This is a genomic window from Dyella sp. C11, from assembly GCF_003121485.1.
Taxonomy (GTDB): Bacteria; Pseudomonadota; Gammaproteobacteria; order Xanthomonadales; family Rhodanobacteraceae; genus Dyella.
Genome location: NZ_QAVX01000002.1, coordinates 231,716 through 245,467, shown reverse-complemented (window position 1 = coordinate 245,467; position 13,752 = coordinate 231,716). Strand labels below are relative to the sequence as shown.

The 13,752-nt window shown below is 63.9% G+C and carries 15 protein-coding genes and 1 tRNA gene; 15 read left to right on the top strand and 1 reads right to left on the bottom strand.

All coding sequences use genetic code 11. The features are described 5' to 3' along the window. Positions 1-21: 21 nt before the first annotated feature. The 15 genes from DK366_RS03475 (at position 22) to DK366_RS03405 (ending at position 12,148) form a co-directional block, all read left to right on the top strand. Positions 22-756, top strand: a complete 735-nt coding sequence (locus DK366_RS03475; protein ID WP_109124117.1) for a YebC/PmpR family DNA-binding transcriptional regulator — start codon at positions 22-24, stop codon at positions 754-756. A gap of 37 nt (positions 757-793) precedes the next feature. After that, the gene (gene ruvC, locus DK366_RS03470) at positions 794-1,312 is read left to right on the top strand and encodes a crossover junction endodeoxyribonuclease RuvC (RefSeq protein WP_109124116.1); all 519 of its coding nucleotides are present in this window, start codon (positions 794-796) and stop codon (positions 1,310-1,312) included. Continuing rightward, positions 1,309-1,908, top strand: coding sequence for a Holliday junction branch migration protein RuvA (ruvA, locus tag DK366_RS03465; protein WP_109124115.1), 600 nt, complete (start codon positions 1,309-1,311; stop codon positions 1,906-1,908). Before ruvC ends, ruvA begins: the two co-directional genes overlap by 4 nt. A gap of 1 nt (position 1,909) precedes the next feature. Then, on the top strand, positions 1,910-3,811 hold the full coding sequence (locus DK366_RS03460) for a potassium transporter Kup (RefSeq protein WP_109124114.1): 1,902 nt from the start codon (positions 1,910-1,912) through the stop codon (positions 3,809-3,811). Between the two features lie 96 nt (positions 3,812-3,907). Next, positions 3,908-4,957: a Holliday junction branch migration DNA helicase RuvB gene (gene ruvB / locus DK366_RS03455; RefSeq protein ID WP_109124113.1), complete on the top strand. Its 1,050-nt coding sequence runs from the start codon at positions 3,908-3,910 to the stop codon at positions 4,955-4,957. After that, the gene (gene ybgC / locus DK366_RS03450) at positions 4,950-5,381 is read left to right on the top strand and encodes a tol-pal system-associated acyl-CoA thioesterase (RefSeq protein WP_109124112.1); all 432 of its coding nucleotides are present in this window, start codon (positions 4,950-4,952) and stop codon (positions 5,379-5,381) included. The genes ruvB and ybgC overlap by 8 nt, the downstream gene beginning before the upstream one ends. A 32-nt stretch (positions 5,382-5,413) precedes the next feature. Beyond that, entirely contained in the window at positions 5,414-6,100 is a 687-nt protein-coding gene (tolQ, locus tag DK366_RS03445) for a protein TolQ (RefSeq protein ID WP_109124111.1), read from the top strand. Positions 6,101-6,116: 16 nt separating this feature from the next. After that, positions 6,117-6,554, top strand: coding sequence for a protein TolR (gene tolR, locus DK366_RS03440; protein WP_109124110.1), 438 nt, complete (start codon positions 6,117-6,119; stop codon positions 6,552-6,554). Next, the gene (tolA, locus tag DK366_RS03435; protein WP_109124109.1) at positions 6,551-7,498 is read left to right on the top strand and encodes a cell envelope integrity protein TolA; all 948 of its coding nucleotides are present in this window, start codon (positions 6,551-6,553) and stop codon (positions 7,496-7,498) included. Before tolR ends, tolA begins: the two co-directional genes overlap by 4 nt. An 8-nt stretch (positions 7,499-7,506) precedes the next feature. After that, positions 7,507-8,835, top strand: coding sequence for a Tol-Pal system beta propeller repeat protein TolB (gene tolB, locus DK366_RS03430; protein WP_109124277.1), 1,329 nt, complete (start codon positions 7,507-7,509; stop codon positions 8,833-8,835). A gap of 252 nt (positions 8,836-9,087) precedes the next feature. Continuing rightward, on the top strand, positions 9,088-9,594 hold the full coding sequence (gene pal / locus DK366_RS03425) for a peptidoglycan-associated lipoprotein Pal (protein ID WP_109124108.1): 507 nt from the start codon (positions 9,088-9,090) through the stop codon (positions 9,592-9,594). Continuing rightward, a complete protein-coding gene (gene ybgF, locus DK366_RS03420; protein ID WP_198651400.1) occupies positions 9,594-10,466 on the top strand; it encodes a tol-pal system protein YbgF in 873 nt (290 codons plus the stop codon). Before pal ends, ybgF begins: the two co-directional genes overlap by 1 nt. 4 nt (positions 10,467-10,470) lie before the next feature. Beyond that, positions 10,471-11,169 (top strand): 7-carboxy-7-deazaguanine synthase QueE, encoded by a 699-nt coding sequence (gene queE, locus DK366_RS03415; protein WP_109124107.1) that lies wholly within the window; start codon positions 10,471-10,473, stop codon positions 11,167-11,169. Positions 11,170-11,324: 155 nt separating this feature from the next. Beyond that, a complete protein-coding gene (queC, locus tag DK366_RS03410) occupies positions 11,325-12,011 on the top strand; it encodes a 7-cyano-7-deazaguanine synthase QueC (RefSeq protein ID WP_109124106.1) in 687 nt (228 codons plus the stop codon). Between the two features lie 61 nt (positions 12,012-12,072). Further along, a tRNA-Lys gene (locus tag DK366_RS03405) sits at positions 12,073-12,148 on the top strand. Between the two features lie 68 nt (positions 12,149-12,216). On the opposite strand, the gene DK366_RS03400 is transcribed toward DK366_RS03405, so the two are convergent. Then, the gene (locus DK366_RS03400; protein ID WP_109124105.1) at positions 12,217-13,665 is read right to left on the bottom strand and encodes a HAMP domain-containing sensor histidine kinase; all 1,449 of its coding nucleotides are present in this window, start codon (positions 13,663-13,665) and stop codon (positions 12,217-12,219) included. Positions 13,666-13,752: the final 87 nt, after the last annotated feature.

Genomic DNA, 13,752 nt, shown 5'->3' with positions numbered 1-13,752 from the left:
ACCAGATTTGCAGGAAGTGCCATGGGTAGAGGCCCGTCCATCGAAGGTCGCAAGAACGCTGAAGACGCCAAGCGCGCCAAGGTGTTCACCAAGCTGATCCGCGAAATCACCGTCGCCACGCGCGCCGGCATGCCCGACCCTGCGCTCAATCCGCGCCTGCGTTCGGCGGTGGACAAGGCGCTGTCGGCCAACATGCCCAAGGACACCATCGAGCGCGCCATCAAGCGCGGCTCGGGTGCCGACGGCGGCGCGGCGATGGAAGAATTGCGCTACGAAGGCTACGGCCCGGGTGGCATCGCGCTCATCATCGACTGCTTCACCGACAACCCGACCCGTACCGTGGCCGAGGTGCGTCATGCGCTCACCAAGCACGGTGGCAATCTCGGCACCTCGGGGTCCGTGGCATTCCAGTTTGCGCGCGTGGGCGAGCTTGTGTTCCCGACGCATGGCGATGAAGCGGCAGAAGAGAAGGTTCTCGAAGCGGCACTGGAAGCTGGCGCGGACGACGTGGTGAACGAGAACGGTGAAAGCACCGTGTTGTGTGCGCCGGAAAATTTCGAAGCCGTGCAGCAGGCGCTGGGCGCCGCCGGTCTCAGCGCGCAGCATGCCGGCGTCGGCATGCGTCCGAGCAACCGCATGGCGGTGCCGGAAGAGGCGCTGGAGTCGCTGCTCGACCTCCTGGAAAAGCTCGACGGTCTTGATGACGTCAGCGAGGTCTCGCACAACGCGTTGCTGCCCGCCGAGGCAGCCGGCTAATTCGCTGAGCCGTCCAGGCCCGGCGAATTCCTCGCCCATGACACGCATCATCGGCATTGACCCGGGCAGCCAGCGCACCGGTGTCGGCATCATCGATGTCGACGCCAGCGGCAAGCTGTCCCACGTATTCCATGGCGCGCTGGCGGTGGCTGGCGAAGCCACCTTTCCGCTGCGCCTGAAACGCATATTTGACGAGCTGTGTGACATCATCGCGGCCCATCGACCGGACGAGTGCGGTGTGGAGCGCGTCTTCATGGCGCGCAACGCGGACTCGGCGTTGAAGCTGGGGCAGGCGAGGGGTGCCGCGATCTGCGCGGTGGTCAGCCAGGGGATCGCGGTGCACGAGTACGCAGCCACGGAAGTCAAACAATCGGTGGTCGGTAGCGGCCGAGGCGACAAGACCCAGGTGCAACACATGATCGGTGTCCTGCTCGGACTCAAGGGCCCGCTGCAGGCCGACGCGGCGGATGCGCTCGCCATTGCCGTCACCCATGCCCACACCCGCGCCAGCCTGGCGCGCGTGGGTATTCCCCGTACCGCCTGGAGGCGTCGATGATTGGCCGTCTGCGCGGTACGCTCGTTTCAAAGCAGCCCCCGTGGCTGATGGTGGAAGTCGGTGGCGTGGGGTATGAGCTTGAAGCGCCCATGTCCACCATTTACGACCTGCCGCAAACGGGCAAGGAAGTCACGCTGCTCACGCATTACGCCGTGAAGGAAGACAGTGTGGCGCTGTACGGTTTCATGCATGAAGCCGAACGCACGTTGTTCCGCAATCTTCAAAAAGTAAGCGGCATCGGCGCGAAGATCGCGCTGGCCGTGCTTTCCGGTGTCTCCACCAGCGACTTCGCGCGCCTCGTGCAGGCGGGCGATGTGGTGGCCCTCACCAAGATTCCCGGCATCGGCAAGAAGACGGCCGAACGCATGGTGGTGGAGCTGCGCGATCGCGTGGACGGACTTGGCACCACGCTCGCGGGCGCGCATCCCGCATCGAACGGTGCGCCGCTCGATCCGGCAGGCGAGGCTACCGTGGCGTTGCAGCAGCTGGGCTACAAACCGGCGGAAGTGACTCGCCTGGTGCAGAAGGTTGCCGCTGATGGCGACACGGCCGAATCGATTATCCGCAAGGCGCTGCGCGCCGCACTAGGACATTGACGTGACTCCGGATTCCACCCACGGCACGGCCGACGCCGACAACAAACGCCGCCTCGCCGCGCTCGCGCTGGGCGCGATCGGCGTGGTCTATGGCGACATCGGTACGAGCCCGCTTTACACCTTGCAGACCACGCTCAGCCACGACGGCATGAAGCCGACGCCGGAAAGCATCTACGGTGTGCTGTCGCTGATCTTCTGGGCGCAGATCATCGTGGTGTCGCTGAAGTACGTGGTTTTCATCATGCGTGCGGACAACAAGGGCGAGGGCGGCATCATGGCGCTGCTCGCGTTGGCCTTGCGCAGCGTGCGCGGCGACGCGCGGAAACGCTGGGCGCTGGCCATCATCGGTATTTTCGGCGCGGCCCTGTTCTATGGCGATGGCGTCATCACGCCGGCCATTTCGGTGCTATCCGCAGTGGAAGGTGTGAAGGTCGCCGCGCCGAACCTGGGTCACTGGGTGGTGCCCGTTACCGCGGTGATCCTGTTCTTCCTGTTCGCGCTGCAGCGGCACGGCACCGATCGCGTGGGCAAACTGTTCGGCCCGGTCATGGTGGTGTGGTTCATCGTCATTGCGCTGCTGGGCGTGCGCATGATTGCCCAGAATCCGCACGTGCTGTTTGCGCTCAATCCGATGTACGGTGTGAAATTCTTCTTCTCTCACGGCTTGCAGGCCTTTATCGCGCTCGGTGGCGTGGTGCTGGCGCTCACGGGTGCCGAAGCGCTTTACGCGGACATGGGCCACTTCGGGAAGCGGCCGATTCGCCTGGCCTGGTTCAGCTTTGTGCTGCCGGCCCTGGTGCTGAATTATTTTGGCCAGGGTGCCTTGCTGCTCGATCATCCCGAAGCCATCGACAGCCCGTTCTTCAAGCTGACGCCCGCGCCCCTGCTGTACCCGATGATTGGGCTGGCGACCGTCGCGACGGTGATTGCTTCGCAGGCGGTGATCTCCGGTGCGTTCTCGATGACGCGCGAAGCGATGTCGCTGGGTTATTCCATGCGCATGCCGGTGGTGCATACCTCACGCGAGATGTCTGGTCAGATCTTCGTCCCGTGGGTGAACAACTTTCTGCTGATCATGGTGCTGGCGGCGGTGCTGGGTTTCCGCAGTTCGGACAACCTGAGCGCGGCCTACGGCATCGCGGTGACCGGCACCATGACGATCACCACCATCCTTGCCTTGATCGTGGCGCGCCGTCAGTGGAACTGGAGTCGCCTTACCGTGATCGGCGCCGGCATCCTGCTGCTCACGATCGATCTGTCGTTCCTGGGCGCCAACCTGATCAAGATCGAGTACGGCGGCTGGTTCCCGCTGGTGCTCGGCGTGGGCATCTTCATCGTCATGACCACCTGGCGCCGCGGCCGCGAGCTGGTGGTGCGCGAGATCAAGCAGTCGGGCCTGGCGCTGGAGCCCTTCATCGAGAACATCGCCGAGCATCCGCCGCTGCGCGTGCCGGGTACGGCGGTGTTCCTCACAGCCAACCAGAACGCCGTGCCGCATGCGCTGCTGCACAACCTGAAGCACAACAAGGTGCTGCACGAGCGCAACGTGCTGCTCACGGTGGAAATGCTCGAAACACCCACGGCGGATTTCGGCGAGCGCATCGAAATTTCCGAACTGGGTGGCGATTTCTACGGGCTCAACCTGCGCTTCGGTTTTGCGGAGGATCCCAACATCCCGCGCGCCTTGTCCAAGTGCTCCAAGATGGGCCTGCCGTTCGACATGATGGACACCACGTTCTTCCTGTCGCGCGAAACCATCATCGCGGACGCCAAGCGTCCCGGCATGGCGTTGTGGCGTGACAAGCTGTTCGCGTTCATGGCGCGCAACGCATTGCCGGCCACGGCGTTCTTCCAGATTCCGGGCAATCGACTGATCGAGCTGGGAGCCCAGGTCGAAATCTGATGAAAAGGGCGCCCATGGCGCCCTTTTTCGTTGTGGAGCTTGGCACGGCGGCCAAATTTCAAGCCGTCGTCATCGGGCTCTGCCATAATTTCGCCCATGACCGAACATCGCATCGTTACTGCTGCCGCCCAGATGGACGACGAGGCACTGGAAGCCTCCATCCGCCCCAAGCGGCTGTCCGAATACCTGGGCCAGCAAGCGGTGCGCGAACAGCTGTCGATCTATATCGAGGCGGCCAAGAAGCGCGGTGGCGCGCTGGATCACGTGCTGATCTTCGGGCCGCCCGGCCTCGGCAAGACGACGCTGAGCCACGTCATCGCCAACGAGCTGGGCGTCAATGTGCGATCCACTTCTGGCCCGGTGCTGGAGCGGGCGGGTGACCTGGCCGCCCTGCTGACCAACCTCGAACCGCATGACGTGCTGTTCGTGGACGAGATCCATCGCCTCTCGCCGGTGGTGGAAGAAGTGCTCTATCCGGCGATGGAAGACTTCCAGATCGACATCATGATTGGCGAAGGCCCCGCGGCCCGTTCGATCAAGCTGGACCTTCCGCCTTTCACCCTGATCGGCGCCACCACGCGCGCCGGCCTGCTCACCGCGCCGCTGCGCGATCGCTTTGGCATCGTGCAGCGTTTGGAGTTCTATACGCCCGATGAGCTCACCGCGATCGTGCGTCGCTCCGCGCGGATCATGGGCATTCCTTGTGAGCTGGAAGGTGCGGTGGAGATCGCGCGCCGTTCGCGCGGCACGCCCCGCATCGCCAACCGGTTGCTGCGCCGTGTGCGCGACTACGCCGAAGTGCGTGCCGGTGGCCAGATCACCCGCGAGGCTGCCCGTGCTGCCACCGACATGCTCAAGGTGGATGCCGAAGGGTTCGATGAGCTGGATCGCCGCCTGCTCTCCACCATCATCGAGAGTTTCGATGGTGGCCCGGTGGGTGTGGAGTCGCTGGCTGCCGCCCTCAGTGAGGACCGCGGCACGCTGGAAGACGTGGTCGAGCCGTACCTGATCCAGCAGGGCTTCCTGATCCGCACGGCGCGTGGCCGCATGGCGAGCGCCAAGGCCTGGCGCCACCTTGGCCTGACGCCCCCGCCGCGGCACCCGGTTGCCGCCGACCTTTTCACTGCCGACAACTCCGATGTCTGACGTCAAGCAGGTTTCCGCCGCCGAGCCCTTCCAATGGCCGGTGCGCGTGTATTGGGAAGACACGGATGCCGGCGGGGTGGTCTACCACGCCAGCTACCTGCGTTTCATGGAGCGTGCCCGCAGCGAATGGCTGCGCGCCATGGGCATCAACCAGTCCGTGGTCAAGGAAAACACCGGCCTGGCCTTCCTGGTCCGGGAAATGCAGAACGATTTCCTGCGCGCGGCCCTGCTGGATGATGAACTGGCGGTAAGCGTCGAAGTCAAAGAACGCCGGGCAGCCAGTATCCTTTTCGCCCAGACGATCCGCCGGGCGGACGGCGCGGAGCTGATCCGCGCAAAGGTGCGCGTGGCGTGCGTCGATGTTCGCCGCATGCGCCCGGTGCAGATTCCGGCCGACCTCATCCCCGGCCTTCCCCCTCAATAAATTAAGTACGTGCGCTGGAGAACCTTCAAGCAATGAACGGTGGATTGAACATTTTCAAGTTGATCGCGGAAGCGAGCATCCTGGTGCAGGCCGTCATGCTGGTCTTGCTGGTGTTCTCCTTCCTCTCCTGGGTGATCATCATCCGCAAGCACCAGCAGCTGAAGGCGGCGATGGAAGAAGCCGAGGGCTTCGAGGAGCGCTTCTGGTCCGGCGCCGACCTTGCCCAGCTGTTCCGCGAAGTGAGCAATCGCGGCGCCGAGAATGGCGGCATGGAAAACGTGTTCGAGTCCGGCTTCCGCGAATTCGTGCGCCAGCGGCAGCGCCGCGTGCATGACATGCGCATCGTCATCGAGGGCTCCGAGCGCGCCATGCGCGTGGCAGGCACCCGCGAAATCGGCCGCCTTGAGCGCAACCTGGAATTCCTCGCCAACGTCGGCTCCATCAGCCCGTACGTCGGCCTGTTCGGCACCGTCATCGGCATCATGGGCGCCTTCCAGGGCCTGGGCGAAATGAAGGACGTGACCATCGCCGTGGTCGCGCCGCACATTTCCGAAGCGCTGATCGCCACGGCCATGGGCCTGTTCGCCGCCATCCCGGCCGTGTGGGCGTACAACCGCTTCGCCAACAAGGTCGAACGCGTCGCCTCGCGCTACGAAGTGTTCCAGGAAGAGTTCTCTTCGGTGCTGCAGCGTCAGATCCAGACCGACGAAGCGGCCTGAGCAGAGGAGCTAAGCCATGCGTAGCTCTGCGCGCCACAAGCGCTTCAAGTTGAAATCCGAGATCAACGTCGTTCCCTATATCGACGTGATGCTGGTGCTGTTGATCATCTTCATGGTCACCGCACCCATGATCAACAAGAACGTCGACATCAACCTGCCGCAGGCGAACGCCAAGTCGCTGCAGGACAAGAAGGACCCGGTGATCGTCGCCGTCGACCAGAACGGTCAGCTCTATCTGACTCTTGGTACGGAAAAGCGCACGCCGATCGATGTCGACACCATGAAGACCAAGGTGGGCGCCTTCGTGAAGGCGAACCCGGACGTCAGCGTGCTCGTGGCGGGTGACCGTGACGGCAAGTATGACGGCGTCTATCAGGTACTGGCCGACCTGCAGCAGGCCGGCGTCTCCAAGGTCGGCCTGATGAGCGCACCGGAGTCGGGCGGCAAGAAATGAGGGATGAGACCCCCAAGGGAACGTCCACCGCGGTCGTCCTTTCCGCCATCCTCCATCTGGGCATCGTGGGTTTCCTGACCCTCGCGGTGATCCCGTGCTCGTTCTACGAGAAGGTGTTCGAGACGCTGCATTTGCCGGCGAACTGGAACCCGATCACCTGCGCCAAGCCCATTCAGCTGCAGGGCGAGATCATCGAGGCGACCCTGGTCGGCCCCACCGGTGCGCCGCCGCCGAAGTCCGCACAGCAGTCCAAGCCCACGCCGGCCACAGTTCCACCGCCGCCGTCCATCCCTCCGCCGCCTTCGGAAGAAACGCCGAAGATCAAGACGTTGCCGCCTCCGCCCGAGCATCCGGATACCAAGGATCAGGAGAAGGTGGTGGCCGATGCTGCGCAGAAGGCTGAGGACGCGAAGAAGGAACAGGAAGAGAAGCAGCGCCAGCGTGCTGCCGAATTGGACGCCCAGGCGGCCAAGCAGAAACTGGAAGAACAGAAGAAGGTCGACGAGCTGTTTGCCAAGATGGATGCGGCCGACAAATCGGTGAAGGCTGCGCAAAGTAAGGCTAACCAGGCCAAGCAGCAGCTGGCCGACCTCAAGAACGCCCAGGCCGACAGCCAGGACAATGTGCCGGTCGCCGCCCAGCGCCAGACCGGTCAGAACGGTCCGGATGCAGGCCTTTTGGCCCAGTATCTGGCGGCGATTCAGAACGCGGTCACGCAGAATTGGCTTCGCCCGGATAACATGCCGAACACGCCGTGCGTCGTGCATATCGTGCAGTTGCCAGGTGGCGACGTGATGAGTGCCAAGGTCGACTCGAGTTGTCCGTACGACGAGGCCGGCAAGCGCTCCATCGAAAATGCCGTGCTGCGCGCTCAACCGTTGCCCTACAAGGGCTTCGAGAGCGTGTTCCAGCGCCAGATCGATTTCACCTTCAGGCCGCAGTGATGGATCCCATGCGCAAACTGAGTTCTACCTTCGCCCTCGTCCTGCTTCTCGTGACCGCGTTGATCGCCGGTCCCGCCGCAGCCCAGTCGTCTGCCCAGTCGCTCAACGTCGACATCGTCGGCGGCCTGAAGACGGCCACGCCCATTGCGGTGGTGCCCTTCGCCCAGGCGGGCGGTGCACCGTTGCCCACCGACATCGCCGATGTCATGCGCAACGACTTCAACCGCTCCGGCAAATTCCGCTCGCTCGCCAAGAGCGAAATCGTGGAGACGCCGTCCAAGGGTGCCGACATCAACTTCGCCACATGGCGCCTGCTCAAGCAGGACTACCTGACCATCGGCCGCATCAGCGATGCGGGCGGCGGCATGCTTCGCGTCGAATACGAACTGTGGGACGTCAACAAGCAGCAGAGCCTGCTGGCCCAGGCGTTCACCGCGCCTGCCGGCGACCTGCGTGGCGTCGCCCACCAGATCGCCGACGCCATCTACGAAAAGATCACCGGCGTGCGTGGCGCGTTCTGGACCCGCATTGCCTACATTACGTCCGTGGGCCTGGGTGACAACACCACCTACTCGCTGATCGTGGCCGATTCGGACGGCTACAACCCGCAGGTCGTGGCGCGCTCGCGCGAGTCGCTGCTGTCGCCGGCCTGGTCGCCGGATGGTCGCAAGATCGCCTACGTGTCGTTCGAGAGCGGCAACTCGGCCATCTACGTGCAGGACATCACCACGGGTTCGCGTCAGCTGATCTCGGCTCGCGCGAAGGGCATCAATGGTGCGCCTTCGTGGTCGCCGGACGGCACCAAGCTGGCACTGGCCCTGTCGTACCAGGGCAACCCCGAGATCTACGTGATGGACGTGGGTTCGCGCCAGGAAACCCGTCTGACGAACAACCTGGCCATCGACACCGAGCCGCGCTGGACGCCGGATGGCCAGAGCATCATCTTCACCTCGGATCGTGGCGGCAAGCCGCAGCTTTACCAGATGTCCGCCAGCGGCGGCGGGGCAGAGCGCATCAGCTTCCAGGGCCAGTTCAACGCCAACGCCTCCGTCAGCTATGACGGCAAGCAGATCGCGATGGTGCAGGGCAACGGGAACGTGTATCGTATTGCCATTATGGATCGCAGTCTGGGTGGGCAGGTGCGCTTCATCTCGCCGGGTCCGATCGACGAAACGCCGAGTTTCGCGCCCAACGCGAGCATGTTGCTGTATGCCGCCTCCGAAGGTCGACGCGGTGTGCTGTACGCCGTGTCCGCGGATGGCTTGGTCCGTCAGCGACTGGTGCTTGCCGATGGCGACGTTCGCGAACCGGCTTGGGGTCCCTATCGTCAGCGATAAAGCAGTTCATGTTGTGGCGCGTAAGCGTCATGACCATGTGATCTGGACGTGAAGCCTTGGGCGACACCACCGGGTCAAACAGCTTGCCAGCCGCGGCAATCCGTCGCGGAAGGCGGGCCAGGTGGTTGCGAGACAGCGCACCGCCGCCAGCAAAAATGTCAAAATAACAGCCGGTTCACCGGCGAAAACTGTCCCGAAACCGCAATCATTATTGACTGTCGGAACTCAAACCTGTTTGAAGGAACGTCCACCATGAATAAGACCGTTCGCGTCGCCCTGGTCGCCCTGCTCTGCGTTGGCGCGGCCGCATGCTCGAAGAAGCAGGAAGTCAAGCCGCAGGCTCCCGTGGAGCAGGCTCCGGTTGCAACCGCTCCGGCTGGCCCGCAGAAGTACACCCCGGCTGACCTCGACACCGACGCCTGCCTGCGTCAGCGCGTTGTGTACTTCGATTTCGACAAGGACGAAATCAAGCCGGAGTTCCAGCAGATCATGGCGTGCCACGCCAAGTACCTGCAGGACCGCCCGATGGCTCAGATGCGCCTTGAAGGCAACACCGACGAGCGCGGCACCCGCGAGTACAACCTCGGCCTCGGCGAGCGCCGCGGCAACGCCGTGTCCAGCGCCCTGCAGTCGAACGGTGGTTCGGCCAGCCAGATCAACGTGATCTCGTATGGCAAGGAAAAGCCGGTGTGCCGTGAGCACAACGAAGACTGCTGGTCCAAGAACCGTCGCGTCGAGATCGTCTACACGGCGAAGTAATGAAGAAGACTCTGGCTAACAGTTTCACGGCCAGGATGGGCATGGCGGGCGCACTAGCGTCCGCCATGCTTTTTTGTGCCTCGGCCCACGCGCAGGATTCCCGCCTGAGCCTTGCCGACCGCGTGTCGCGGCTGGAACAGCAGGCGCAGAACCAGAATCAGGGTGGCACCACGCTGGTCAATCAGGTGCAGGCGCTGCAATCGCAGCTGCAGCAGATGCAAGGCCAGATCGAGGAACTGCAGCACCAGCTGCAGGAAGCCAACGACAAGAACAAAGCGCAAGCCGCGGATTTCGACTCGCGCCTGGGCCGTATTGAAAACGGTGCCGGTGCAGCGAACGCCAATCCGGGGAATGCCAACGCGAATCCGCCGCCGGCCGCCAATGCGGCACCGGCAGCGCCGGCCGTTGCGCCGGCTCCCGCAGCCAATGCCAGCAAGCCGGCACCCGCCGCGGCAGGCAAGGGTGGCGCAGCTTCTAACAATGCCGCTGCGCAGGCTGCCTATGACGATGCCTTCAAGTCGCTGCGTGCGGGCGACTATGTGAAGTCGTCGCGCAACTTCCGCGATTTCATCCAGCAGTACCCGGACAGCTCCCTGCTGCCCAACGCGTTCTATTGGCTGGGCGAGTCCTATTACGCCACCAGCAACTACCAGGTGGCGATGGAAGCGTTCCAGCACCTGGTCAGCCAGTTTCCGCAGAGCGAGAAGGTGCCGGACGCCTTGCTCAAGGTCGGCTACAGCCAGATCGAGCTGAAGCAGGTCGATGCGGGCAAGGCGACGCTGAAGAACGTGACCGCGAAGTACCCCGGCTCCAAGGCCGCCAGCCTTGCTCAGGAGCGCCTGCGTCGTCTGCAGGCCCAGCCGGCCAACTGAGGTCATGGTAGTGGTCGGCAGTAAAGAGAGCGTGGCATCCACCACGTCCGAGCAGGCGCCCGCAGAGCGTCTGCGCATCACAGAAATCTTCCACTCGATCCAGGGTGAGGCCGATGCCATCGGTTGGCGCACCGTCTTCGTGCGACTCACCGGCTGCCCGCTGCGTTGCGTGTGGTGCGATACCGAGTATTCGTTCTACGGCGGCGACTGGCGCAACATCGACGACATCGTGGCTGAAGTCGCCTCGCATGGTGCCAAACACGTCTGCGTGACCGGTGGCGAGCCGCTGGCGCAGAAGCGCTGCCTGATCCTTTTGCAGCGTTTGTGCGATGCAGGCCACGACGTGTCGCTGGAAACGTCCGGCGCACTGGATGTGTCCCCGGTGGACCCACGCGTGCGCAAGGTGATGGACCTGAAGGCGCCGGACTCGGGCGAGTCCAAGCGCAACCTGTGGTCGAACATCGAACATCTGCTTCCGCATGACCAGGTGAAGGTGGTCATCGCCAGTCGCGCGGACTACGAATGGGCGCGCGACGTGGTGGCCGAACACCGTCTGGTCGAGCGCTGCATGGTGCTGTTCTCACCCGTGCATGGCGCGATCAAGCCGCGCGAACTGGCGGAGTGGATCATCGAGGACAAGCTGGATGTCCGCTTCCAGTTGCAGCTGCACAAGTTGCTCTGGAACGACGAACCCGGGCACTGAGCAGGCCAATTCGCGCGGCACCCCACGTGTCGCGCTGCCGACCTTTCACCTTTGCCAGCAAGCCCCCAACTTAGTATTTCCGCGCGTCGGCCTATCTTGCCGATGGCGCTTCTCGGCTGGATCACCGGCCTGAACCCAAGAGTGGATGTCATCCCATGTCTCAAACTTCTTCCCGCAAGGCCGTCGTGCTTGTCTCCGGCGGCATGGATTCCGCGGTCACCATCGCTATCGCCCGCGAGCAGGGCTATCAGGTCCATGCGCTCAGCGTGGCCTACGGCCAGCGCCACAGCGCGGAACTGGCGGCGTCCGAGCGCGTATCGCGCCTGCTGGGCGCGGTCGAGCACAAGACGGTGCACGTTGATCTGCGCACCATTGGCGGCTCCGCGTTGACGGCGGATATCGACGTGCCGCTCGACCAGACCGGCGAGCAGGGCATTCCGGTGACCTACGTGCCCGCCCGCAACACCATCATGCTTTCCATTGCGCTGGGCTGGGCCGAAGTGCTCGGTTCCACCGATATCTGGTGCGGTGTGAATGCCGTGGACTATTCCGGCTATCCGGACTGCCGCCCCGCCTTCATCGAAGCCTTCGAACAGCTTGCCAATGTGGCTACCAAGGCAGGCGTGGAAGGCGCCGGCATCCGCATCCACGCGCCGCTGATGCGCATGAGCAAGGCGGACATTGCCCGCGAAGGTCAGCGCCTGAACGTGGATTTCGCCGAAACCGTGAGCTGCTACCAGGCCGACGCCGAGGGCCGCGCCTGCGGTCATTGCGACGCCTGCCGCCTGCGTGCCGACGGCTTCCGCGCGGCCGGCCTGCCGGACCCCACGCGCTACAGCTGAACGGGCTCGCTTGTGCCATGGGCGTGTAGCCCATAAAATATAGGGCTTGCTTTTGCAGTGCGGGCCGTTAGCTCAGTCGGTAGAGCAGTAGACTTTTAATCTATTGGTCGATGGTTCGAATCCATCACGGCCCACCAAATGCATCCGGGACCCGCAGACATGCGGGTCTTTTTTTGTCTGCGATAAGAGGGCTGCCGGCTAAGGCTCAGCTGGCCTGGCGCCACGCGGCCGGGGCCTGCTTCTGCGAAGGGTTGCTGTTGGTCGAATGCCGTTCCATGACGGGCATGCGCGGCAGGTCGAACCAGAACGTGCTGCCACGCCCTGGTTCCGAACGCAGGCCGATGCGCGTACCCAGCAGGCGTGCTAGACGTTCCGCGATGGCCAGACCCAATCCATAGCCGCCCCTGCGCTCGCTTTCGCCGGCCTGCAGCTGGACGAATTCTTCGAAGATGCGTTGCTGGTGGATCACGGCAATGCCCGGGCCGTTGTCGCGCACTTCGATGCGCACGGCCTGCCCGCGACGGCGCGCGGCAATCAGCACGCGCCCATCCGGTGCGTTGGCGATGGCGTTGCTCGCCAGTTGATAGAGCAGGCTGGCGGCGACGTCGGCGTCACCGTGCAATTGGTGGTGACTGCCGCGCCAGGTCAGCTCGACGTGATGCTGGGCCGCTTCGTGATTGAGCGATGTGCGATCGCGCATGAAGAGTTCGGCCGCGGTAAAACCGACGGGCTTTACGGCAATCACGCCGGCATCGAGCCGCGAGATCTCCAGCAGCGCATCAAGCAGGCGTGTCATCGAGGCAATGCTGTGACGCATTTGCTGGAACAGCGACTGCTGCTCGCCGCTGGCGTTCTGGTCCAGGCCGGCGGCAAACAATTCCAGCGCCTGCAGCGGCTGGCGGAAGTGATGGCTTACCAGGGCGATGAACTGGGATTTGCTGCGCGTGGCGGCCTGGCTCTGGCGCAGTCGATCGAGTGCCTCGACGGCGTTGTCGTGCTGCATGGCACTCCAGTCGCGGCGCTGTTCTTCCTGCAATTCGGAAACGCGTTGCAGGGTTCGGCGCAATTCGACGAATTCCGCGCTGACCGGCGTGTCATCGAGTTGCGGATGCCGCGCATTCACCAGCTCGTGCACGGCGTAGCGCGCCTGCGACAGCGGTTCGAGCACGCGATGGCGGATGGATACGCGCGCCAACCACGCCAGCACCAGGATGCCCGCGCCGCACAGTGCGCCGAGCAGCCACACCATCAGCTGGGCTTTGCGCAACGGATGCGTGTCGACATCCATGCTCACCCACGACGAAATGCTGCCGTGTGGCCGCAGCTCGCTGCGATACGTCGAGACGTCCAGACTCGGCGATGCACCGCTGCTCAACAGTCGTCCGTCCGAGCCGTGCCATTCCACGCGCAGAACCTGGTCTACCTTGCCTTCCTGCAGGGTGCGGTCCAGTGCGGCCTGCGGCGATATGCCGTCGCTGGCATCCAGCTCACCGGCCAGTCGTGCCAGCCGCTGTCCAGCCGCGGCATCCTGGCGCTCGCTCAGGTTGTGGGTCTGCTGCACGCACAGCGCCAGCACCAGGGCCAGTGCGGCGATGGTGCTGGGCAGGACCACATCGATGAACAGGCGAGGCAGCAGGCGCGCGCGCGACTCCATGCGTCAGACCTCCCGGGCGCGAAAACGCGCCGCAGGCCGGCGGCTGTTCTGCCACCGGAGGTTTGAACACGCAATGGCACAACTCAA